The organism is Nocardia vulneris (genome assembly GCF_001613425.1).
GTDB lineage: Bacteria > Actinomycetota > Actinomycetes > Mycobacteriales > Mycobacteriaceae > Nocardia > Nocardia vulneris.
The window spans coordinates 17,943-41,718 of the sequence record NZ_BDCI01000017.1; the positions used below are offsets into that span (position 1 = coordinate 17,943).

General features: G+C 68.1%; 19 protein-coding genes. 8 read left to right on the forward strand and 11 right to left on the reverse strand.

Features of this window, described 5'->3' with window-relative positions:
- Positions 1 to 66 precede the first annotated feature (66 nt).
- A complete protein-coding gene (locus NVU01S_RS17810; RefSeq protein ID WP_244467226.1) occupies positions 67 to 1,080 on the reverse strand; it encodes a polysaccharide deacetylase family protein in 1,014 nt (337 codons plus the stop codon).
- A 204-nt stretch (positions 1,081 to 1,284) separates the two neighbouring features.
- On the opposite strand from NVU01S_RS17810, the gene NVU01S_RS17815 reads away from it, so the two are divergent.
- Positions 1,285 to 2,799, forward strand: a complete 1,515-nt coding sequence (locus NVU01S_RS17815; RefSeq protein ID WP_052280560.1) for a putative glycoside hydrolase — start codon at positions 1,285 to 1,287, stop codon at positions 2,797 to 2,799.
- Between the two features lie 58 nt (positions 2,800 to 2,857).
- On the opposite strand, the gene NVU01S_RS17820 is transcribed toward NVU01S_RS17815, so the two are convergent.
- On the reverse strand, positions 2,858 to 3,574 hold the full coding sequence (locus NVU01S_RS17820) for an SDR family NAD(P)-dependent oxidoreductase (protein ID WP_043670034.1): 717 nt from the start codon (positions 3,572 to 3,574) through the stop codon (positions 2,858 to 2,860).
- A 90-nt stretch (positions 3,575 to 3,664) separates the two neighbouring features.
- On the opposite strand from NVU01S_RS17820, the gene NVU01S_RS17825 reads away from it, so the two are divergent.
- From NVU01S_RS17825 to rpoB, 3 genes are all read left to right on the forward strand, one after another.
- Positions 3,665 to 4,219 (forward strand): TetR/AcrR family transcriptional regulator, encoded by a 555-nt coding sequence (locus NVU01S_RS17825; RefSeq protein ID WP_052280561.1) that lies wholly within the window; start codon positions 3,665 to 3,667, stop codon positions 4,217 to 4,219.
- 28 nt (positions 4,220 to 4,247) lie between these two features.
- Positions 4,248 to 5,027 (forward strand): alpha/beta fold hydrolase, encoded by a 780-nt coding sequence (locus NVU01S_RS17830; protein ID WP_043670038.1) that lies wholly within the window; start codon positions 4,248 to 4,250, stop codon positions 5,025 to 5,027.
- A gap of 341 nt (positions 5,028 to 5,368) precedes the next feature.
- The gene (gene rpoB, locus NVU01S_RS17835; RefSeq protein ID WP_156161565.1) at positions 5,369 to 8,845 is read left to right on the forward strand and encodes a DNA-directed RNA polymerase subunit beta; all 3,477 of its coding nucleotides are present in this window, start codon (positions 5,369 to 5,371) and stop codon (positions 8,843 to 8,845) included.
- A gap of 55 nt (positions 8,846 to 8,900) precedes the next feature.
- Here the strand turns inward: rpoB and NVU01S_RS17840 are convergent, their stop codons facing one another.
- A complete protein-coding gene (locus NVU01S_RS17840) occupies positions 8,901 to 10,436 on the reverse strand; it encodes a DHA2 family efflux MFS transporter permease subunit (protein WP_043670041.1) in 1,536 nt (511 codons plus the stop codon).
- A gap of 4 nt (positions 10,437 to 10,440) precedes the next feature.
- Entirely contained in the window at positions 10,441 to 11,367 is a 927-nt protein-coding gene (gene dapA, locus NVU01S_RS17845) for a 4-hydroxy-tetrahydrodipicolinate synthase (protein ID WP_043670043.1), read from the reverse strand.
- 71 nt (positions 11,368 to 11,438) lie between these two features.
- Here dapA and NVU01S_RS17850 point away from each other — a divergent pair, with 71 nt between their 5' ends.
- The 4 genes from NVU01S_RS17850 to NVU01S_RS17865 all read left to right on the forward strand — a co-directional run bounded on the left by NVU01S_RS17850 (position 11,439) and on the right by NVU01S_RS17865 (position 15,416).
- On the forward strand, positions 11,439 to 12,308 hold the full coding sequence (locus tag NVU01S_RS17850; RefSeq protein ID WP_043670045.1) for a LysR family transcriptional regulator: 870 nt from the start codon (positions 11,439 to 11,441) through the stop codon (positions 12,306 to 12,308).
- 89 nt (positions 12,309 to 12,397) lie between these two features.
- Positions 12,398 to 13,846: an MFS transporter gene (locus NVU01S_RS17855; RefSeq protein ID WP_043670047.1), complete on the forward strand. Its 1,449-nt coding sequence runs from the start codon at positions 12,398 to 12,400 to the stop codon at positions 13,844 to 13,846.
- Between the two features lie 60 nt (positions 13,847 to 13,906).
- Positions 13,907 to 14,551, forward strand: a complete 645-nt coding sequence (locus NVU01S_RS17860) for a class I SAM-dependent methyltransferase (protein WP_043670049.1) — start codon at positions 13,907 to 13,909, stop codon at positions 14,549 to 14,551.
- A 127-nt stretch (positions 14,552 to 14,678) separates the two neighbouring features.
- A complete protein-coding gene (locus tag NVU01S_RS17865) occupies positions 14,679 to 15,416 on the forward strand; it encodes a PAS and ANTAR domain-containing protein (protein WP_043670051.1) in 738 nt (245 codons plus the stop codon).
- 12 nt (positions 15,417 to 15,428) lie between these two features.
- On the opposite strand, the gene NVU01S_RS17870 is transcribed toward NVU01S_RS17865, so the two are convergent.
- The 7 genes from NVU01S_RS17870 to NVU01S_RS17900 all read right to left on the reverse strand — a co-directional run bounded on the left by NVU01S_RS17870 (position 15,429) and on the right by NVU01S_RS17900 (position 23,690).
- Positions 15,429 to 16,826, reverse strand: coding sequence for an APC family permease (locus NVU01S_RS17870; protein ID WP_052280562.1), 1,398 nt, complete (start codon positions 16,824 to 16,826; stop codon positions 15,429 to 15,431).
- Positions 16,827 to 16,878: 52 nt separating this feature from the next.
- A complete protein-coding gene (locus NVU01S_RS17875; protein ID WP_052280563.1) occupies positions 16,879 to 19,785 on the reverse strand; it encodes an AfsR/SARP family transcriptional regulator in 2,907 nt (968 codons plus the stop codon).
- 321 nt (positions 19,786 to 20,106) lie between these two features.
- A complete protein-coding gene (locus NVU01S_RS17880) occupies positions 20,107 to 20,637 on the reverse strand; it encodes a hypothetical protein (protein WP_052280564.1) in 531 nt (176 codons plus the stop codon).
- Entirely contained in the window at positions 20,634 to 21,203 is a 570-nt protein-coding gene (locus NVU01S_RS17885) for a TetR/AcrR family transcriptional regulator (protein WP_043670057.1), read from the reverse strand. The genes NVU01S_RS17880 and NVU01S_RS17885 overlap by 4 nt, the downstream gene beginning before the upstream one ends.
- Before the next feature lie 62 nt (positions 21,204 to 21,265).
- Entirely contained in the window at positions 21,266 to 22,420 is a 1,155-nt protein-coding gene (locus tag NVU01S_RS17890; protein ID WP_244467227.1) for a hypothetical protein, read from the reverse strand.
- Between the two features lie 118 nt (positions 22,421 to 22,538).
- The gene (locus tag NVU01S_RS17895) at positions 22,539 to 22,964 is read right to left on the reverse strand and encodes a tautomerase family protein (RefSeq protein WP_043670060.1); all 426 of its coding nucleotides are present in this window, start codon (positions 22,962 to 22,964) and stop codon (positions 22,539 to 22,541) included.
- A 24-nt stretch (positions 22,965 to 22,988) separates the two neighbouring features.
- Complete coding sequence (locus NVU01S_RS17900; protein ID WP_043670063.1) at positions 22,989 to 23,690, reverse strand: SDR family oxidoreductase; 702 nt, start codon at positions 23,688 to 23,690, stop codon at positions 22,989 to 22,991.
- Positions 23,691 to 23,776: the final 86 nt, after the last annotated feature.

A 23,776-nucleotide genomic window follows, 5' to 3' on the forward strand; every position in this document is an offset into this window, starting at 1 on the left:
ACCGAGGCAGCAGGGATGATCTCCCGGCTGCCTCGGTGTTTTCGCGTCGAGCAGGCCCGGCCGCGATCAGTAGGACTGCGCCCGATCTGACCAATGTGCGTTCAACTCGCCGGACACGCCTGCCGGAAAAATGATCTTGATCGGGTTACCGTCCGAGGTGTAACGCTGGTCGGGGTGCTCGGCAAGCCGGTCGAGCCAATACGTCGAGTCGAAGGCGACCGGCTCTCTGCCCGAACGGATTCGCGGTACCGCGGTGCGGTCGATCGAACCGAACGGGGACGGAGCGGGCTCGGCGCCGACCAGCATGACGGAGTCGAAGGCGTAGTGGGTGCCGGCCCAGTCGCCCGCGACGGCCAGGGCGCGGTCGGCCGGATAGATCCCGAGCGGCAACGCCATGGTGCGCACCGGACCGGGCGTCGCGGCCGTGATCGCGCGGACGTTCTCGGCCAGTTCGCGCTGCACGCCGGCACCGTCGAGCTGACCGAGGTTCGCGTGGGCGGCGGTGTGGGCGCCGATCTCGTAGCCGTGCGCCGCGAGCCAGGACAGTGCGCGCTCGTCGCCCGCGAAGGGCTCGTTGTTGACATAAAAGGTTGCGGTAGGGGCGAAGTCGGGATGCTCGGCGCGGAACTGTTCGAGGAGGCCGAGCGCGGTGTCGGGTGCGGGCTGCCCGTTGTCGGTGAACGAGACCTGACTCAGGGTCGAATCGTCGAAGGTGAGGACCACGGGATGGGTGCCTGCGGGGATATCGATGGCACCGGAGACATAGGCCGACGCGGTCACCGGCCGATAGTTCTCCCGGTACAGCCGATCGAGCTCGGCGCGGAACTTGGCCGGGGTCTGGTCGTAGTCGCTGACCGGCGCCGCGGACAGCTGGTGATACATCAGGATCGGCACGACGCCGAGTTCGTTCGCCTGCACCGCAACGGGATCGGGCGCCGGTGCGACCGCGGACGCGGCGTCCGTCGTCGCGCGCACTCGCTGATCCCCGACGGTGGATTCCGCCGCGGTACATCCCGTGCCGGCCGCGAACAACAATGCCGACAACATAACTCGAACACCGATCGTTGTGCTCTTCGCCATCGGCCCAACGCTACGCGAACTCGCCGATTTTCCCGTGGAGGACATTGACCGAAAGTAATCGCGACAGTGCGGCACAGCCGGGATAGTAGAAACATCTTCGAACGAAAGTTGGTGTGCGCGTTGCTCGAATGGGTCCGCCTTCCAGGGCACCGACGGTTGACGGCAGTAATTGTTACCGCAGCCTTATCGATTCTCGTCGCTTCTGTGACCATCAGCTCGGTCCGGGCCGAACCCACCGGTTTGACGGTGACCGGTGTACCCGCCGGCCCGATCGGCGCGACCGCGTTGTCCGCCTTGACATTGCGGGTGGACGCGCGCGATCACGATCCGCACGCCATGCGACTGGAGCTGGACGGCGAGCCGGTCACCGGACAGGTCGAGGGCAATGCCGTAGTGTACAGACCGGAGAGACTAGCCAGTGGGGGGCACAGATTCACCGCGGAGATCCCGGCCGGGGGCGCGTTCGGTTTCTTGCGGACAGGCCCGGGGGCGACCGAGACCTTCACCGTGGACAACGAAGCACCCGCGCTCGAGGTGAGCCAACCGGCGAACGTGACGTCCTACCGTCAGCCGGTCACGGTGCGCGGCAAAGCCCAAGGCGCAGACCGGGTATCGATCGGTGATCGGACCGCGACTCCCGCGGCCGACGGAACATTCGAGATCCCCCTCCCGCGCGCGCCGATCGGCGCGCGCGTGGTCGCGGTCGATCTCGCGGGCAACGAAACCACCCAGCCGATCACCACGGCCATGGAGACGGCGCCGATCCGGGCGGTCCACGTCACCGCGCACGCGTGGTCGCACGAGGGGCTGCGCGAGGACGTACTGAACCTGGCCCGCGACGGCCGGATCGACACCGTCCAGCTCGATATCAAGGACGAGGACGGCGTCGTCGGCTACGACTCCCAGGTGCCGCTCGCCCGCGAGTCCGGCGCTGTCGAGGCGATCTACGACGCACCCGCCGCATTGCGGCAACTGCACGACATGGGCCTGCGCGTGGTCGGCCGCATCGTCGCGTTCCGCGACAGCCGGATGGCCGAATGGGCCTGGCACGCCGGGCATCCGGACTGGGTCATCCAGAACCCCGGTGGCGGACCCTACGCGAGCAAGTACGGGCCGATCGCGTTCACCAATTTCGCCAGCCCCGAAATGCGCCGATACAACATCGATCTCGCCGTCGAGGCGGCGAAACTCGGTTTCGACGGCATCATGTACGACTACATCCGCCGCCCCGACGGCGACCTCTCGCAGATGGTGTTCCCCGGTTCCACCGAGTCCCCGAGCATGTCGATCGCCGAGTTCCTGCGCGAGAGCCGCGATCCCGTGCGCGACGCGGGCGCCGATCAGAGCGCCGCCGTCTTCGGCATCGCCTCGACCCGTCCGGACCAGATCGCGCAGGACATTCCGCGCATGGCCCGCCACGTCGACTACATCGCGCCGATGCTGTATCCGTCGCATTGGAACGCGGGTGAGTACGGCGTCGCGAACCCCAACGCCCAGCCTTATGACATCGTGTTCCGCTCACTCCAGGATTTCCGCGCCCAGACCCAGGGCACCGGCGCGAAAATCGTGCCCTGGCTGCAGGATTTCAGTCTCGGCGTGAACTACGGCCCGCACGAGGTGCAGGCGCAGATCGATGCGTCCCGCGATGCGGGCGTGCACGGGTTCTTCCTCTGGAGCCCGACGGTGCGGTACCACATGGCGGGCGCGGCACCCGCCTGAGTCCGCTTGGCGCGCAACGGCAGATGGAGTGCGTCACGGCTCCATCTGCCGCCCGGGCTCACCCGCCGAACACGTCGAACACCTCTTCGGCCCGATCCCGGGCGCGGTACATGTCCCAGGCCTTGTCGGCGAGTTCGTCGGGGTCGAGGGTGTGGCCCGCCGCGTCGCCGAAATGCCCGGGAGCCGCGGTGACCATGGCGTGGATGTCGCCGCGCTCGATCAGGCCGCCGATGGTCAGCGTGCCCGCGTAGACACCGCGGTCGGCGAGGGCGGCATGCAACGTGACGGCATAGTTGCGCAGCGCGGCCGAGGCCAAGGCCAGCTGGCCGAGCATCGGCATGGGCCGCACGCTGGAGAGCCCGCCCGCGAACAGCAGTCCGCCGGAACCACGTTCGAGCATGCCGGGCAGGACCTCGCGCACCAGGTCCAGCGCGGGCCAGACCAGTTCGAAGCCGGATTGTGCGGTCGCAACGTCTATTTCGGCGATGTCGGCGAGCGGGGCGGCAGGCTGGGTCGTCGCAGGCCCGTAGTAGACCACTTCCACCTCCCCGCCGATCTCGGCGAGTGCGGACTTCAGCTGGGCGGGATCGGTGATGTCGGCAGCCCGGGCCGTGGCATCGATCCCCTGCGCGGCAAGGTCTTTCACATACTGCTCGTGCCGAGCCGGGCTGCGCGAGATCAGCGCGACCCGGAAGCCTTCGCGGCCGAAGCGCGCGGCCGTCGACATGCCGAGGCCGGGTCCGGCGCCGACGATCACCGCCGTTGATGGGGACATCTGTCTCTCCTCCTAAATATTGAGGGGCTCCTCATTTTCAGAAGGTAGCACGAAATCGAGGAGGCCCTCGACTTTTGTAGGATGGTCCCCATGACCAAACCGCTGCGCCGTGACGCGGCCCGCAACCGCGAGAGATTGCTGCGCGAGGCCGCCGATGTGTTCACCGAGCAGGGTCTGGACGGTTCCCTCGAGGAGATCGCCCGCCGCGCCGGGGTGAGCATCGGCACGCTCTACAACCACTTCCCGCACCGGGACGCGCTGATCGAAGCGCTGCTTCCGCCCCGTTTGGCGGCGCTGGACGAGTTCGCCGTCCGCGCGCAGGCCGAGCCGGACGCCTGGACGGCACTCACCGGATTCCTCGAAGATCTGCTCGGCCAGATGACCACCGACCGCGGCCTGCTCGAGGCCCTCACTCGCGAGCACCCCGCCGCAGACCAGCTGGCCGCGGCCTGCCATCGCGGCATGTCGCACCTGGCCACCCTGCTGGAACGGGCCCGGCGCGCGGGCGTGCTCCGCGCGGACGCGAGCGACGAGGACGTGACGAATCTGGTGTGGGCGCTGTCGTTGCTCGGCGAGGCCACCGGCTCCCCCGCCTGGCGGCGCTGCCTGGAATTCGTGTTCGACGGCCTGCGTTCGAGCAAGTAGACCGACCCCTCGCGAAAGGATCAGTACTGTGCCGCATGCCAAGGCCGCCGACGGCGTTCGCCTCGCGTACCAGACCGCAGGCGCCGGCACACCGCTGGTCCTGCTCGCCGGACAGGCCAACAACCACCACTGGTGGGACGGGATCCGCACGGACTTCGAAACCCGGTATCGCACCGTCACTCTCGACTGGCGCGGCACCGGCGACAGCGACAAACCCGACGAGCCGTACAGCACAGTGGGTTTCGCCGCGGATGTGGTCGCGGTACTCGACGATCTCGGGATCGAGCGGGCGGCGGTGTACGGCACGTCGATGGGCGGGCGGGTCGGCCAATGGCTGGCGGCCCGGCACCCGGATCGGGTGCACGCACTGGTGCTCGGCTGCACGTCACCGGGTGGCAGGCACAGCGTCGAACGCGGTCCTGAGATCAGGCAGTCGCTCATCCAGCCCGACGCGACCGCGGCCCGGCGGGCGCTGCTCGAGTTGATGTACACACCGGAGTGGCTGGCGCGCACGCCCGGCCCGTTCACTACGCTCGGCGACCCCGAGATGCCCGCCTACGCCAAGCGCAGGCACCTGGTCGCGAGCAACAAGCACAACGCGTGGGAGGTGCTGCCGGAGATCGGCGCGCCGACGCTGGTGGTGCACGGCACCGAGGACCGGTTCAACCCCGTGGCGAATGCGCCGCTGCTGGCCGAGCGGATCCCGCACGCGCGCATGCAGCTGATCCCCGGCGCTCGGCACGCCTACTTCGACGAGTTCCGCGCGGTGGCGAGCCCGCTCGTCCTGGATTTCCTCGACGCGGTCTGAACCGCGGATGTATCGACCCCCGCTCCCCTTTTCAGTGTATCCAATTAATCGGCCAATTGTCAAAACCTTGACTTCATCAGCGCCGCAGAGTTAATCTATAAATGCGGGAAACATTCGCAACGGATTCGATCCGGGCAAATAACTTCGAATGCCTGTTGCGCTGCCGGAAATCTGCGAGTAATTTGAAGCGTTGCGCAGGCCGCCTCCTGTCCGGACTCTCGAATCAAACAGCAGTGAGTATCACCGTTCGCCGTGATGCTCACTTTCTTGCTGATGCGTGAGCTCTGTCCGCAGGCGCGCACGTGCAATTCGTCAGCAGCGAAGTCCCGAAAGGACGCACCGTGCCCGTATCGCCCCAGACCGACGCCGATCACGCCGTGGCCGTTGCCGCTATCCCCGGAGCGCCGCACCGGGTGTCTTTCGCCAGAGTGCAAGAACCCATCGATGTGCCCAAGCTGCTCGACCTGCAAACCGATTCGTTCGGCTGGCTGATCGGCACACCGGACTGGCGGGCCGGGGCACTCGCCCGCGGCGAGACCGACCCGGTCGGCGGACTCGAGGAAATACTCGCGGAACTGTCCCCGATCGAGGATTTCGCGGGCTCGATGTCCCTGTCTTTCTCCGATCCTCGGTTCGAAGAGGTCAAGGCCTCGATCGACGAGTGCAAAGACAAGGACATGACCTACGCGGCGCCGCTGTTCGTCACCGCGGAGTTCATCAACAACAACACCGGTGAGATCAAGAGCCAGACGGTCTTCATGGGTGATTTCCCGATGATGACCGACAAGGGCACGTTCATCATCAACGGCACCGAGCGCGTCGTCGTCTCACAGCTGACCCGCTCGCCCGGAGTTTATTTCGATCAATCGGTGGACAAGACCACCGACAAGAATCTGTACAGCGTGCGCATCATCCCGTCGCGTGGCGCGTGGCTGGAGTTCGACATCGACAAGCGCGACACCGTCGGCGTCCGCATCGACCGCAAGCGCCGTCAGCCGGTGACCGTACTGCTCAAGGCACTCGGCTGGAGTCCGGAACAGATCGCCGAGCGGTTCGGTTTCTCCGAGGTCATGCTGTCGACGCTGGCGAAGGACCACACGAACGGCGCCGACGAAGCGCTGCTGGACATCCACCGCAAGCTGCGGCCGGGCGAACCGCCGACCAAGGAGTCCGCGCAGACCCTGCTGGAGAACCTGTTCTTCAAGGAGAAGCGCTACGACCTCGCCCGCGTGGGTCGCTACAAGACCAACAAGAAACTCGGCATCACCGACAGCACGACGACCACGCTCACCGAGACGGACCTGCTCGCGACCATCGAGTACCTGGCGCACCTGCACGCCGGCGACAAGACGATGACAGGGCCCGGCGGTACCGAGATCCCGGTCGAACTCGACGATATCGACCACTTCGGCAACCGGCGCGTCCGGACCGTCGGCGAGCTGATCCAGAACCAGATCCGCATCGGCCTGTCCCGGCTGGAGCGCGTGGTCCGCGAGCGGATGACCACCCAGGACGTCGAGGCGATCACGCCGCAGACCCTGATCAACATCCGCCCGGTGAGCGCGTCGATCAAGGAGTTCTTCGGCACCTCCCAGCTCTCGCAGTTCATGATGCAGGACAACCCGCTCGCCGGGCTCACGCACAAGCGCCGCCTGTCCGCCCTCGGCCCCGGCGGCCTGACCAGGGAACGCGCCAGCCTCGAGGTGCGCGACATCCACTTCAGCCACTACGGCCGGATGTGCCCGATCGAAACGCCGGAAGGCCCGAGTATCGGCCTGATCGGCTACCTTTCGGTGTACGCGCGGGTCAATCCGTTCGGCTTCATCGAGACGCCGTACCGCCGGGTGATCGACGGCAAGGTCACCGACGAGATCGTCTACCTCACCGCCGACGAAGAAGAGCGCTACGTGCGCGCGCAGGCCAACTCGCCGGTCGACGCCGACCGGCGCCTGTCCGAAAGCAAGGTGCTGGCACGACGTTTCGGTGAGGAGGTGGAATACGTCGCCCCCGCCGAGGTCGACTTCATGGATGTCTCACCGCGCCAGATGGTGTCGGTCGCCTCGGCGATGATCCCCTTCCTGGAACACGACGACGCCAACCGCGCCCTGATGGGCGCGAACATGCAGCGCCAGGCCGTGCCGCTGATCCGTTCCGAGGCCCCGATCGTCGGCACCGGCATGGAATTGCGGGCGTCCATCGACGCGGGCGATCTGGTCATCAATGACAAAGCCGGTGTGGTGGAAGAGGTTTCGGCCGACTACCTCACCGTCATGGCCGACGACGGCACCCGGCGCAGCTACCGGCTGCGCAAGTTCGCGCGTTCGAATCAAGGCAACTGCTACAACCAGCGGCCGATCGTGGACGAGGGGCAGCGGGTCGAGACCGGTCAGGTGCTCGCCGATGGGCCGTGCACCGAGAACGGTGAGATGGCGCTGGGTAAGAACCTGCTCGTGGCGATCATGCCGTGGGAGGGCCACAACTACGAGGACGCGATCATCCTGTCGCAGCGCCTCGTGGAAGAGGACGTGCTGACCTCGATCCACATCGAAGAGCACGAGATCGACGCCCGCGACACCAAGCTCGGTGCCGAGGAGATCACCCGCGATATCCCCAACGTCTCCGACGAGGTCCTGGCCGACCTCGACGAGCGTGGCATCGTGCGCATCGGCGCCGAGGTCCGCGACGGCGACATCCTGGTCGGCAAGGTCACCCCCAAGGGCGAGACCGAGCTGACCCCGGAAGAGCGGCTGCTGCGCGCGATCTTCGGGGAGAAGGCCCGCGAGGTGCGCGACACCTCGCTCAAGGTCCCCCACGGTGAGTCCGGCAAGGTCATCGGCATCCGGGTGTTCTCCCGCGAGGACGACGACGACCTGCCTCCCGGTGTCAACGAGCTGGTACGCGTCTACGTCGCGCAGAAGCGCAAGATCCAAGACGGTGACAAGCTCGCCGGCCGCCACGGCAACAAGGGCGTCATCGGCAAGATCCTGCCCACCGAGGACATGCCCTTCCTGCCCGACGGCACCCCGGTCGACATCATCCTCAACACCCACGGCGTGCCGCGGCGTATGAACATCGGCCAGATCCTGGAAACCCACCTCGGGTGGATCGGCAAGGCCGGCTGGGAGATTCAGGGGGAACCGGAGTGGGCCGCGGCACTGCCCGAAGCACTGCGGTCCGCGCCGCCGAACAGCAATATCGCGACGCCGGTCTTCGACGGCGCCCAGGATGCCGAGTTGGCCGGACTGCTCGGGTCGACACTGCCCAATCGGGACGGCGACGTGCTGGTGGGCGCGGACGGGAAAGCGACGCTGTTCGACGGGCGTTCGGGTGAACCGTTCCCGTACCCGGTGGCGGTCGGCTACATGTACATCCTGAAGCTGCACCACCTGGTCGACGACAAGATCCACGCCCGCTCGACCGGTCCGTACTCGATGATCACCCAGCAGCCGCTCGGCGGTAAGGCCCAGTTCGGTGGCCAGCGCTTCGGTGAAATGGAGTGCTGGGCGATGCAGGCCTACGGCGCGGCCTACACGCTGCAGGAACTGCTCACGATCAAATCCGACGACATCGTGGGCCGGGTGAAGGTCTACGAGGCGATCGTCAAGGGCGAGAACATTCCGGAGCCGGGCATTCCGGAGTCGTTCAAGGTGCTCCTCAAGGAACTCCAGTCGCTGTGCCTCAACGTCGAAGTCCTCTCCGCGGAAGGCCTCGCGATCGAGATGCGCGACGGCGACGACGAGGACCTGGAGCGCGCGGCGGCGAACCTGGGCATCAACCTGTCCAGGAACGAAGCCACGGTGGACGACCTGCCCAGCTGAGCGCCGCTACGCGTGCCGAGATCGCCACCGGCAGTGACGATCTCGGCACGAGGCACTAGACGTGCACCGCGGCCACCGCATCGACCGCGTCGGGATTCTTCGGCTTGGTCCGCGGCAGGAAGAACGCCGGTATCAGGGTGAGCACGATCAGCACCAGCGCCACGATGTAGGTGTGGCTGAATGCCGTTGCGGCCTGGTCCAATCCGGCCTCCAGCACACCCGGCGGCAGCTGACTCGCCAGTTCGGGCTTGGTGGTCGCGGCGATCGCGGGCAGCGCGAACTCCCGATCGTTCAGCAGCGCGGTCAGCACCACCGAGATCGTCGCGGTGCCGATCGAACCGCCGGTCTGGTTGATGATGTTCATCAGGGTCGAGCCGCGGGCGACCTGCTGGTGGGTCAGCGTCTGGATCGCCGCGGTCATGATCGGCATCATGGTGCAGCCCATGCCGAGACCCATCACGAACAGGGCGGCCAGCATCATCGGATACGACGTGTCCACCTTCAGCTGCACGAAGAACGCGGTGCTGACCGTGATCAACGCGATGCCGACCAGCACGATCTTGCCCGGGCCGATCTTGTCCACCAGCTTGCCCGCCACCGGCATGGTGAGCATCGCGCCCAATCCCTGTGGCACCAGCAACAATCCGGTCTGCAACGCCGATTCGCCGCGCACCTGCTGCAGATAGGCCGACAGCAGCAGGCTGCCGCCGAAGAAGGCGATCGCGAACAGCACCATGGTGAGCACCGAGAAGGTCAGCGCCCGGTTGCGGAACAGGTGCAGATCGATCAACGGGTGCTCGGTGCGCAGCGCGTGGAAGACGAACGCCACCAACAGGATCAAGCCGATGATCGCGGGCAGCAGCACCTTGGTCGCGAGCACCGTGCCCTCGCCGGGGATCGACGAGACGCCGAACAGGAACAACGCCAGGCCCGGCGAGGCGAGCAGCATGCCGACGAAGTCGAACGACTCCGCCGGTTCCGGCTTGTCGGCGGGGAACACCACCTGCGCCAGGATGAGCGCGACGATGCCGATCGGCAGATTGATCAAGAAGATCCACTGCCAATGGAATTCGATCAGCCAGCCGCCGAGGATGGGGCCGCAGATCGGGCCGAGCAGCATCGGCACACCGAGCACCGCCATCACCCGGCCGACCCGCTGCGGACCGGCCGCGTGCGTCATGATCGTCATGCCGAGCGGCATCAGCATGCCGCCGCCGATGCCCTGCACCACGCGGAAGGCGATGAGCGACTGGATGTTCCAGGCCAGCGCGCAGAGCACCGACCCGAGCACGAAGAAGGCGAGCGCCGCCATGTAGAGGCGCTTGGTGCCGAAGCGGTCCGCGGCCCATCCGGTGAGCGGAATGACCGTGGCCAGGGCGAGGGTGTAGCCGGTCACGGTCCACGCCGCGATGGCGTAGCTCGTGTCGAAAGTGTCCTGGAAGGTGGGCAACGCGATGTTGACGACGGTGATGTCGAGAATCGACATGATCGCGCCGAGTACCACGACGCCCGCCACCTTGAAGACCGCCGCGTCGAGTTTGTCGGCGGTCGGATCAGGCGTCGTCGCCTGCGTATCCGGAGGTTGTGTCACCGCTTCAGCGTTGCACTTCTTCAGCCGCTACACCAGCAAATTGTCCTGCCATTCGCGAGAAAAGTTCGATTTCGGCCAGGGCGGCCGCGGTCGCGACCTCGCCGGCCGGCAGCAGCGGCAGCCGCACCGCCGGGCTCGGAATCCGTCCCTGAGCCGCGAGAACGGCCTTGATCACGGTGGGGTTGGGCTCGGCGAAGAGGGCGGCCGACAGCGCGGCCAGCCGGTGTCCGAGTGCGCGCGCCGCCCCGACCCGGCCGTCGCGCCAGGCCGCGATGAGCGCGGTGAACGGCGCGGTGGCCACGATGCCGGAGGCCAGGATCCCACCCTCGGCGCCGAGTGCCAGCAGCGGTGAGACGAACAGGTCGTCGCCCGCCAGCACGGCGAAGTCCGCGGGACGTGCGCCCATCAGCGCGATGGTGGCCTCGTCGATGCTGCCGACGGCATGTTTGACGCCGATGATGTTCGGGTGCGCGGCGATATCGAGCAGGGTCTCCGCGCATAGCGTGCGGCCGGTGCGATACGGAATGTTGTAGACCACCAGCGGCACCGGACTGCCCCCGGCCAGCGCCCGGAAGTGCGCGAGCACCCCGGCCTCGGTGGGCCGGGTGTAGTACGGCACGACCGTGAGCGCGGCCGCGATCTGCCCCGACAGCGCGGCCAGCGCGTCGGCGGAGTCGGCCGTCGAGTTGGAGCCGGCGCCGACGATCAAGGGCGCGTTGTGTTCCCGGCACACGCTCGCGCAGATGTCGATGACCCGGGCGCGTTCGGCCGGGGTCAGCGTCGCGGCTTCGGCGGTGGTGCCGAGCGCGACCAAGCCGGTCGCGCCCTCGGCGAGCGCCGAGTGGGCCAATCCGGCCAGCGCGTCGGCGGCCAGGGCGTTCTCGGCCGTGAACGGCGTGACAAGGGGGACGAAAAGGCCTGCGAGCGTCATGGTTATGAGGGTGACGGGCGCAAAGCGTCAGGTCCAGTTCACATTTCTACATTCGAGCATAAGCTGACCTGATGCTCGACATTCGCAAACTGCGCCTGCTGCGCGAGCTCTCGCATCGGGAGACCATCGCGGCGGTCGCCGAGGCACTGGCCTACACACCGTCTGCGGTATCGCAGCAACTCACGGCGCTGGAACGAGAAGCGGGCGTGCCGCTGCTCGAACGGACCGGGCGGCGGGTCACACTCACCCCGGCGGCGCGCACGCTGGTCGAGCACGCCGAGACCATCCTCGCGGTGCTCGAACAGGCCGCCGCCGACATGGCCACGGCGCGTACCGAACTCGCCGGAACCCTGCGGATCGGCGCCTTTCCCACCGCCATTCGCACCATTCTCTCCCCGGCGCTCGTCGCGCTGAGCCGGGATCATCCCCGCCTGGAACTGATGGTCACCGAGATCGATCCGGCGACCGCGCCCGCCGCGTTGCGCGCGGAAGCGCTCGACGTCGCGCTCGTACAGGAATACGACTACGTGCCGGTCGAACCCGACCCCGCCCTCGACACCGAGCCACTGCTGGCAGAGACGATCTATCTGGCCGCGCCGACCGCCGAGCCGCTCGTCGCGTACCGCGAAACCGCTTGGATCGCAGGGATTCCCGACACGCTGTGCTACACGATGACCGTCCGGGCCTGCCAGGCAGCGGGTTTCACGCCGCGGATCCGCCATCACGCCGACGATTTCGGCACCGTGCTCGCGCTCGTCGCGGCCGGGCAGGGGGTCGCGCTGGTGCCGGAGCTCGGCGCGCTCGACTGCCCGGCCGAGGTGACGCTGACCCCGCTGCCCGCCCGGCGGCGCACCCACCTGGCGTATCGGCGCGGCACCGGCAACCACCCGGCGGTCCGGGCGGCCCGGGCGGCGCTGGTCGCGGCCGCGAACGCCGGATGACGCCCCGGTCGGCGGGCGCTGCGCGGGACCGCTGATTATCCGTTGCGGCCCCGGGTAACCGTCGGTCAGTAACCGGGAGGTGGTGGCCTGTGCGGACGATATCGACCGATATCCCGGCGCGCCTGGATCGATTGCCGTGGTCGCGCTGGCACTGGATGGTGGTGATCGGGCTGGGGTCGGTCTGGATCCTGGACGGCCTCGAGGTCACCGTTGTCGGTAGCGTGGCGAGTCGATTGTCCGAGCCGGGCAGCGGGATAGACATCACCGCCGCAGAGGTTTCCGGTGTGGCGGCCGCGATGTACGTCACCGGCGCGTGCACCGGGGCGCTGTTCTTCGGTTGGCTCACCGACAGATTCGGCCGCAAGACGCTCTTCCTGATCACCCTCGCGGTGTATCTGATCGCGACGGCGCTGACCGCCGTCTCGTTCTCGATGTGGTGGTTCATCCTCTTCCGGTTCTTCACCGGGTTCGGCATCGGCGGCGAGTACGCGGCGATCAATTCCGCGATCGATGAGCTGATCCCGCGAAAGTACCGCGGCCGCATCGACATCGTGATCAACGGGACCTATTGGCTCGGCGCGGTGGGCGGCGCGCTGCTGTCCATCGTCGCGCTGAACACCGATTGGTTCGCACCGAATATCGGCTGGCGCTTGACCTTTGCGCTGGGCGCGGTGTTCGGACTGATCATTCTGGTGGTGCGCAGGCATGTGCCGGAAAGCCCGCGCTGGATGTTCATCCACGAGCGCGAGGACGGCGCCGACCGGATCGTCGCCGATATCGAGAAGCAGGTCCGCACCGATACCGGTGCCGAGCTGGAAGACGTGTCGGAGCAACGGATCGAGATCGAGCAGCGGCGCACCATCAGCTTCCGCGAGATCGCGGCGGTGATGGTGCGCCACTATCCGCGCCGCAGCGCGCTCGGCCTCGCCCTGTTCGTCGGGCAGGCGTTCCTGTACAACGCCATCACCTTCAATTACGCGCTCATCCTGGCGAAATCGTTCGACGTGCCCGACGATCGGGTCGGCTACTACTTCGCGGTGATCTGCTTCGGCAACTTCCTCGGGCCGCTGCTGCTGGGCCGGTTGTTCGACACCGTCGGCCGCAAGCCGATGATCGCGGGCTGTTATCTCGGCTCGGCGGTGCTGTTGTTCGGCACCGCATGGCTTTTCGCGGCGGGCCAGCTCTCCGCGGTGACCTTGACCGCATGCTGGACCGTGGTGCTCTTCGTCGCCTCCTGCGGGGCGAGCGCGGCGTATCTGACGGTGAGCGAGATCTTTCCGATGGAGACGCGCGCGATGGCCATCGCGTTCTTCTACGCGATCGGCACCTTCGCCGGCGGCGTGGCCGGTCCGCTGGTGTTCTCGAAATTGTCCGCCGACGGCGACCCGGGCAAGACCGCGCTCGCCTTCGCCATCGGCGCGGCCACGATGTTCGCGGCGGGCCTGGTCGAGCTGGCCTACGGCGTGCGCGCGGAAGGTCGTTCGCTCGAGGACATCGCCACACCGCTGAGTGCCACGTCGAAAAGCTCGGTGACCTGAGCCTGGGAAAATTGTCTCAGACAACCTACACTCGAGCCTGCCACCGCCGAAGGGACAACGATGTCAGCCACCACGCCACCGGCCCGCGCCTACAACCGACTGGTGACCTCCGGCTGGAACCGGCTCGCCGCGATCTACAACAATCCGCTCGCGCAGCGGGTCCTGTATCGGCCGCCGCAGGACGAGATCATCGACCAGTTGCGCCGCGCGGACATCCGACGGATCGCCGACGTCGGCTGCGGCACCGGAATTCTCGCCGCCCGCATCCAGCAGGAGTTGCAGCCTGATGTGATCTACGGCTGCGACGCCTCCCCCGGCATGCTGCGGCAGGCGAAAACCCGCTCCGGACAGGTCAACTGGATCAATCGCCGGGCCGAGGACCTCGGCCTGCCCGCGGGTTCGGTCGACGCCGTGGTCTCCACCCACGCCTTTCACTTCTTCGACCAGCCCGGCGCGCTGGCCGAGTTCCACCGGATCCTCTCCCCCGGTGGGTTACTCGCGATCGTCGTGATCAACCCGCGCAGCCGGTTCGCGCCGCTGTTGCAACCCACCGCGATCCAGGGGGTCGCCTACTTTCCGCCGCCCGCCGAAATGCGGGAACTGATCGTAGCGGCGGGCTTTCGCGTGGTGGAGCAGCGCGCGGTGCGCCGGCCCATCCCCGAGGCGTTCGTCCCGGACCAACTGACCGTCGCGCGCAGCGACTGAAATCTCGGCGTGCCTCGCCGCCGAGCTGTCGGCGGCGCGCGGTAATCTTGTCGCTCGGAACGCGCTGCCCCAGACCCCGCCAGCCGACCACAGCAACGAAATCGGTCGAGGTGGGAAGGGGCAGTTCGTGGATCAGCCTGTCGATATGCCGGACATCGCGCGGGGCGGCGGCAACGACAACCAGGGCGCGGCGACACCACTGCTCGCGCCCAAAAGCGAACCGGGTCACCCGATCGAGGAAGTCCTCGGCGCGGGCGCGTGGCAGAACGCGGGCACCTTCCGGTTCTGGCTGGCCGACGAGCGCTGGGAATGGTCCGACGAGGTCGCGCAGATCCACGGCTACGCCCCGGGTTCGGTCCAGCCGACCACCGAACTGCTGCTCTCCCACAAACATCCGGACGATCGGGAACAGGTCGCGAACACCATCGCGCGCACCGTCGAAACCGGTGAACCATTCTGCAGCAGACACCGGATCATCGACACCAGCGGACGGGTGCGCCACGTGCTGGTGGTCGGTGACGACATGTACGACGCCAAGGCGAAAGTGGTCGGCACCTCCGGCTATTACGTCGATATCACCGACACCCTCGCCGAGGACCGCAGGCAAGCCCTCGACGGCGCCCTGCCCGAGCTGTACACCGCCCGCGCCGCCATCGAACAGGCCAAAGGCGCGCTGCGCCTGGTCTACGGAATCAGTGCCGACCAAGCCTTCCGGGTGCTCGTCTGGCGCTCCCAGGAGACCGGCGTCGAACTGCGCGTCCTGGCCACCCAGTTGCTCTCCGAGCTCACCGCCCTCGACGGCCCCATGGTCGAACTCCGCACCCGCTTCGACCATTTCCTGCTCACCGTCCACGAACGCATGTGATCACCGAGCGCGTCACTTGTCCTCGGTGCGGGTGGTGCCGGGCGCGTTACGCCTTCCCTCCTCGGCGCGGGCAAAACGTTCGTCCGGTTCGGTGTCGGCGGACGCTCTGGTCGGTAGTTCGCCGCCGTTGCGGGCGCGGACCGCGTTGACGGCGGCGAGCGCGACGCCGAGGGCGACCAGGATCAAGCCCCGCAACCACACTTCACCCTCGATCCGGGTGAACAGGAACAGGCACGACGCCAGGCCCAGCCACGGGAGGAACACCGGCACCCGGAAATGGTCCGGTTCGCCGCCCGCGGTGCGGCGCAGCACCAGCACCGCGGCGTTGACGGCGGCGAACACGACGAGCAGCAACAGCACCAAAGTGGCGGCGAGCGAATCGACTTCGCCGGTCGAGGCGAGCACCAGGGAGACCGCGGAGGTCGCCAGGATCGCCACCCACGGCGTCCGCCGCCCCGGCAGCACCCGGGCGAAGAGCGGCGGCAGCAAGCCGTCCCGGGCCATGCCGTAGGTCAGCCGGGACGACATGATGCCGGTGAGCAGCGCCCCGTTCGCCACCGCGACCAGCGCGATCAGGCTGAACAGCCAGTCCGGCAGCTCCCCGGCCGCCCGCACCACCTCGAGCAGCGGACCACTGGACCCGCTCAGTTGTCCGGTGGGCACACTGGCACTGGCCACGAAGCCGATCAGCACATAGACCACGCCCGCGGTGAGCAAAGCACCGAACAGCGCCCGCGGATACGAGCGCCGCGGGTTCTCGATCTCTTCGGCCAGATTCACCGACGTCTCGAACCCGACGAACGAGTAGAACGCGAGCACGGTCCCGGCGAGCACCGCCCCGAACGGCCCGTGCTCGGCGGTGCCGACCTCGGTGACGCGGTGCAGGTCGCCGTCGCCGCGCGCGATGATCCACGCGCCGAGCCCGATGATCAGGACCAGCCCGCCCAATTCGATCAGCGTCGCCGCGACATTGGCGCGCAGGGACTCTTTGATCCCGCGAATGTTGAGCGCGGCGAGCGCGGCCAGGAAGACCACCACGACCGCCGCCGCGGGCACCGAGATCAGCGCCTGCAGGTAGTCCCCGGCGAAGGCCCGGGCCAGCGCGCCCACCGACACCAAACCGGCCGCCAGCATGCAGAATCCGACGAACGATCCGGCAGCGGGCCCGAATGCCGTGGTGACGTAGTGCGCGGACCCGCCCGCCCGCGGATACCGGGTCGCCAATTCGGCATAGGAGGCCGCGGTGAGCGTGGCGAGCGCGAGCGCGACCAGCAGCGGTAGCCAGACCGCGCCGCCGGTCTCCCCCGCCACCGAACCGACCAGCACATAGACGCCGGCCCCGAGGGTGTCGCCGAGGATGAAGAAATACAGCAGGGGTGTGCTCACCGTCCGCTTCAACGCGAGGCTCATGCTGGTCCGATACCCAGATGATCTCTGTTGAAGCGCCGGAAGCTGCTCGACCTCAGCTGGCGGTGAGCGTAACCGGCGCCGGGTTCTGCGCCGGCCGTCCGGGCACGGGCAAGCCGATATGGCGGCGCGATTGCGCGACTTTGCGCATGATCGACTCGGCTTCGTCGCCGCGCCCGGCAGCGGTGAGCGCGCGGCTGTACACCCGCATGGCCCGCAGGCGGCGCACGGTGGCCGAGACCTCGGTGAGCGCCCGCACGGCCTCCGCCGCGATCGGCACCGCGGCTTCGGCGTCGCCACTGTAGAGGGTCACCTCGGCGAGCCGGGCCAGCGCCCAGCCCTCCTGATGCCGGCGTCCGTCACGGCGGGCCACCGCGAGCGCCCGCTCGCACAGTTCCCGGCCTTCCTCCGGATCACCCCGCTGCGCCGTCGCAAAACCCAACTCGTGCAACGCCATCGACTCGAGCCGCAGGCTTCCCACCATGCGCGCGAGGAACAGGGCTTTGCCCGCGGCCTCGACCGCTTCCGGCCAGCGCCGCGCATCGCAGTAGGCCCGGGCCAGGGTCGCCCAGCCCATCCCCTCGCTCCACTGGTTGCCGTCCTGGCGGCCCAGTTCGATGGCCCGCCGGAAGTGCTCCACGGCCACGTCCACCTTCTCCTGGTAGGCCATGGCCGTACCGAGCATCTGTTCGGCGAGGATGGCGCCGGGGCGGTCACCCGCCTCGCGCAGCATCGCCCCGGCATGGCGCAGGATGTGCCCGGCACTCAGATCGCCCATGCCGACCAACCGGGCGACGGCGGCGGCCAGTTGGGCGCGCGCCGTGGTCCGCAGGTCGCCGTCGTTCTCCGCGGCGTGACTCATCAATTCGAGCGCCTCGGCCACCTGCGGCAGATGCTCGCCGGCGTCCCCGCCGACGGCCAGCGACAGCGCGAGATCGACTGCGAGCGTGCGGGTCTGCGCCCCGGGCAGTTCGGTGACCTGCCGATAGAGCGCGACCAGGCCGGATCGCTCGGTCATCGCCCAGACGGCACATTGCCGTTCGTCGGTGAAGCGCTGCCCGGCCCGCTCGGTGACGGCGTAATACTCCGTGCCGACACCCGGATCACGAAGTTCCACAATGTTTTTCGCGCTCGCCAGATAGAAGTCGAGCAGCCTGCGCAGGGCGAACGGCCATTCCTGCTGCCGCAACTGATCGGCCACGCCGCGGGCGAACAGCCGCAACAGGTCGTGATAGCGGTAGCGGCCCCATTCCGGGGTCTGCAGCATGCCCAGATCGACCAGTGCTTCACAGAGCCGCTCGGCCTCGGCCGGCTCCCGGTCGATCAGCGCGGCGATCGCGGCGACCGACAGGTCGGGCGCGTCGGAGAACGAGACCAGGACGAACACGCGCGCCAGCTCGGGCGCGAGTTGCCGGTAACTGTCCCGGAACACGTGTTCCACACTGGTATTGCCGACCGCGAGTTCGGCGAGCCGGCCGCGCTCGTCGGCCAGCCGCTCGGCCACCGCGGCGAGCCGCCAGTTCGGTCGGCTCGCCAGCCGCGCACCGACGATCCGCAGCGAAACCGGCAGATGCCCGCACGCGTGCAGGATTTCGCGCGCGGCGTCCGGCTCGTCCGATACCCGCCGCACCGAGGCCATGCGCTCCAACAGCGTCAGCGATTCGTCCGGGGTGAGCACGTCCAGCGGAACCAGCCGCGCGCCGAACAATTCCGCCAGGCTCGAACGGCTGGTCACCAGTACCGCCGCCGTGCCGGGTCCGGGCAGCAGCGGGGTGAGGTGCTCGACGTCGCGCGCGTTGTCCAGCACCAGCAGCGCTCGCTTGTCCGCCACGGTGTCGCGCCACAGCGCGGTGCGCTCGGTCAGCTCCGCGGGCAGCTCACCGGGCTCGATGCCGAACGCGCGCAACGCGACCGCCAGCAGCACCTCGGCCGAGCGCGGATGTTCGTCCATGCCACCGAGATCGAGGTACAGCACGCCGTCCGGATAGTGTTTGCGCGCGCGATGCGCGAGATGCACTGCCAGCGTGGTCTTTCCGACACCGCCGAGACCGGTGATCGCGATCACGGGGCGGCCGGCGCAGTCCGCGTCGAGCAGTCCGCCCAACTCCTGGGCCAGCTCCGTGCGTCCGACGAAGTCGGCGATATCCGGCGGCAACTGCGCCGGGACCCGCGGCAGATCGAAACTCTTCGGCGCGGGCGGCGCTTCGTAGGCGGGCTCGGTGTCCATCGACTCGGCCGACAGGATCTGCTGATGCAGGCGCACCAGCTCCGGCCCGGGTTCCAGGCCGAGTTCATCGGCGAGCAGCCGGCGCGCGGTCCGGTAGACCTCCAGGGCCTCGACCCGCCTGCCGCTGCGATGCAGCGCGATCATCAGCAGTTCGTACCACCGCTCGCAGTGCGGATCGGCCGCGATCAGCGCCTCCGATTCCGCGACGGCGGTCGCGTACCGGCCGAGATCCAGCGCCACCGAGACCCCGACCTCGTACATCGCCAGGCGCAACCGATCCAGCCGCGTCCGCTCGCCTTCGGCCCACGGGCCGGGCAGCCCGATCAGCGGATCGCCGCGCCACAGCTGCTGGGCCGCGGCCAGTTTGGCGTTCGCCTCGTCGGCTGCACCCGCGCGCCGATCGGCTTCCGCACCCGCGATGAGGTCTTCGACCGCGATGACGTCGAACTCCACCGGCACCCCGAGCCGGTAGCCGCCGCGGGTCGAATCGAGCCACTCGGTCCCCGCACCGGGGTGCCCGTGCGCGTCGAACTGCCTGCGCAGGGCGAGGACATGATTGCGGAGCACACTGCCCGCGGTCTTGGGCGGGCGCGCGGACCACAGGCGCGCGACCAATTGCGTCGTCGAGAGCGTGCGGCCGGGCTCAGCCGCGAGCATGGCCAAGACGGCCAGCAACTGCGGGGCGGCGAGGTCGAGCTGCTTGTCGCCCAACCAGACCTCGACCGGCCCCAACATCCGTAACCGAAGTGCGGCCGGCCCCGCTCCGTCGAGCCCTGAACACTGCTGCGGTGCCACTCGAATCCCTCACATCCCGTCAGCGCAGACCATGCCGGTACAGCGGACTCACCGGAATGTGCGAGCAGTTACGCGACCACCGGTCGCTGTCACCTCCACTGATGGCAAGTCGGCCATGTAACGACGGTAGAAGCGTGCCGACCGGACGGCAATCCGAGTTTACGCGAAGATGATCGAGAAATTACGCTGCGGTGCGATAAGCGCCGCGCCACCGACCTCAGACCGGGAAGCTTACCGTGGCACCCGTCCGTGCCGGCGACCTCACCGGGCTTTTTCGGGCAGCAGATGCGCGAGCAGCAACTTGATCAGCAGCACCGGAGCGAACCACGCCAGCGCATGCGGCACGGTCAGCATACTGGCGACGCCGACGATCGCGAAGGCCGTGACGCCGAACGCGATCGGACGACGCAGCGCGTCCGGCGAGATCGTTACCGCGACCGCGCCGATCAGCGCGAGCGCGTAGATCACCACCGCACTCGGCCAGGTGAACCCCGGCACCACCGCGGCCAAGATGAATGGCTGGAGGTGGATCGCGACGAAGCCGAGGTGGTGGGCGGTGGTCCGGCCGGGCCGGTGGTACCAGCGTTTCGCCGAGTCCGTCGCATTGACGACGGCGCCGCCGAACATGTCGAAGGCGACCAGGGCGACGATCGCGGCTCGCCACACCGCCAGGTCGGCGTGCAGACTCAGCGCGAAAGCTGTTGCCGCACCGGCGAATGCCGCCGCGAATGCGGTGGTGACCTCGCCGTGGGTCGCGTTCGGTGCGATCAATCGATCGGTGAGCGTGGTCATTTCCGGATTCCTTCCACACAGAGCTGCACGAGCGGGTCGGCCAGCTCACGCAGCGCGACTTGCGGGTCGGCCAGCGTCTGCACCAGGCAGCCTTCGATCGCGCCGACGATCACCGCGGCGTGCCGGGTGTCGATGCCGTCGCGGAGCTCGCCTTCGGCCTGCGCCTGAGCGAGGAGATCGGCGACGGCGTCGCGGTATTCGCGATACATGGCGGCCAGGTCGAGCGGCGGATTCGAGGCCCATACGTCCAGGAGCACGCGCGCGTGCTCCGGATGCGCGGCGAGCAGCTCCACGATGCCGCGCACCAACCGCGCCAATCGCGTCAGCCCGCTCCCCGCGCCGAGGTCGCCGAGCACCTTCGCGGCCCGCGCCGAATAACTCTCGAAAACGCCGGACAGCAACGCATCCCGGCTGTCGAAGTACAGATACACACTGCCCTTCGCGATGCCGGCCGCCGCCGCGACATCCTCGATCCGCGCCGCCGCGAACCCCTTGCGCGCGAACACCCGAACAGCGGCGTCGAGGATCTCCTCCTGCCGCGCAACCCGATCAACTCTCTTCGGCACCGACTTATTATGAATGACCAGTCAGTCATAAATCAACCCCCGCGCACGCGCTCGGCGAATGCCTACGGACGCGTATCGTCCTGGCCGCGAACGCTTCCGGGCGCCGGATTCCAACCGCTCGGGCCGAAGACCCACCGTTCGTTGCTGCCGTCACGGGTGTCGTAGGTGGCACCGAACGGCAGGTGCGTGACCTCTCCGCTGTAGTACGCCAACCGGAGCATGTCGACCGCCAGCCAGTAGGCGTGATGGGCAGCCGTCGATTCCCACTCCGCGCGTTCGAGTGCCGTCCGGAAGTGCTCGTCGCGGCGTAAAGCGTCGCCGTTCGGGCAAGTCCAGTACAGCACTCGCTCCGGACCGCTGTAGCCGCACGGCACCAGCTCGCGCGGCGTGCCGCACTCAGCGCACGGTCCCACCGCCCGCGGCGCGAAACGGTCTGTCAGCCAATGCAGGTCGATGATGCTGTGCTCGGTGTCGCGGGCACAGCTGCCGCCGCCCGGGACCGCACAGTCCGGACAACGCATGTCCTTGAATCCGTCGCCGGCACCGGGCCAGCCGGCGGGCCACCGCGCACCGCAGCGCAGGCAACGGAACTGAGCCCGCTGGGCGGCGGTAACCGAGAACTGGGTGACGAACCCAGGCTTGTCCCGCAACGGCCCCAAATACCCGGGATAGGTGCCCCACTCCGCGCGCGGCCACGCGCCCGCTCGCTCCTGCGGCCACAGCAGGCCGATGACCTCGTGCACCGCCTGTCGGTCCCAGGCCACGCCGGGTCGCGCCGGAAGCCTTGCGGCATTGAGATACTCGGTCAAATCGTCGAGGTCCGACAGTGATGATGCGTTCTTCCGCGCGAGCTCCCATACCCCGGTTTCGTCGTACCCGGCCCGGAGTGCCGCCGGTATATCGGCCCATTGCAACGCGATTCGAATCTGGTCCTGATGCCTGCGCTCGGCCGCGGCTCGGGCGGCTGATGCCGCGCGCTCGTCCGCACTGCCCGGCCACGGCGCCACCGACCGATCGCCGTACACTCGGCGGGGTAGCCCCGTCAGCGCCCCGGCACCGGGCGGAAGCACATCCTCGTCGTGATAGTAACCGTGCCGGCGGCCCGCCTGTCGATCGAACTCGGCGAACCCCGCCTTCATTCTGGCGATATCTTCCTTGCTGATCTTCTGCGAGTCCTCCGGCGGCCTGAAATGGCGCCCACCGACTTCCTGCGTCACCGCTCACCCTCCCCGTCACGGCCTGAAGTTCGTGCAGACGAACGGTACCTGGCGTCTACCGTCGAGCCGAGTCGACACCGGCGGAAGGCGGTTCGGGGCAGGGTGCCCGGGGGTCGGCTCAGTATGGGAGTGCTGAATTCTGTTCGGCCCAGAGCTTTTCGGTGTCGGAGCCGCCGGGTGGGGGGACCAGGCCGTTGATCATCCAGAGGTCTTCGCTGGTTTCGTCGGCGTGGAACTCCCAGTGCAGATTCGGGTGCCGGGTCAGGTGGGGGTGCAGGATCGTCTTGATCCATTGGGCGGTGCGGCGGCGGCTTTCCTGGTCGGGGTTGCGGCGGGCGATGTGGTCGATGACGACGCGCACGCCGGCCGGGGTGGGTTCGCCGCCGACGTAGAAGTTCTCAGGGCGGGTTTCCTGGAAGACGGTGACGACGTAGAACCTCGGCAGGCCGACCTTTTCGTAGTGGTCGGCGATACGCATGGCCAACTGGTGTTTCTCGTCGTCACCGAAAACGCCGGGCGTATGATGGATTGTCCACAGGGGCATGACTTTTCGTACTCCTAGGTGAGTTCAGCGGGCGACCGCGAAGGTCAACCGCTCGACCGGACCGGACAGCGCCGCCTTGACCTCCACGGTGACGGCGTCGGCGAGCACTTCGGCGTCCCCCGCCGCCACGCCGTCGAGGATCCGCGCGGCGATCTCGGCAGGCGTGGCCTTGGGCTGCGCGACGGCGGCGACCATGTCGGTATCGATGAAGCCCACGTGCACCCCGACGACCTGAGTCCCCTGCCGCGCCAACTCGACTCGCAGCGAATTGGTGACCGACCACGCCGCCGCCTTGGAGGCCCCGTACGCACCACTGCCCGCCAGCCAGGACAGCACCGAGTGCATGTTCACCAGCGCCCCACCGCCGTTCGCGGCCAGGATCGGCGCGAACGCCCGCGCCACGCGCAGCGGCCCGAACACGTTGACATCGAATGTCTCGGTGACACTGTCGAACTCGCCCGTCGACAAGGCGGCGGGGAGCAAGATCCCGGCGTTGTTGAACACGATCTCGGCATCGGCGGCGAGTTCCGCCAGCGCCGCGACCGAGTCGGCGGAACGAACCTCGAGTTCGGCGGTGACCACCTGCGGACGATCGTCCGAGTACGCCGAGCGCGCGGTGGAGTACACCTTGCGCGCCCCACGCGCCAGCAGTTCGTCGACCAGTGCCGCGCCGAGCCCGCGCCGGCCGCCGGTCACCACAGCCACCTTGCCTGCTATCGCCACCATGCATCCTCCATCTCAGTAACGATGTCGTTAGTTAGATGGAAGCACAGCATCACTGACTAACGCAAGCGTTAGTTATACTGACCGGG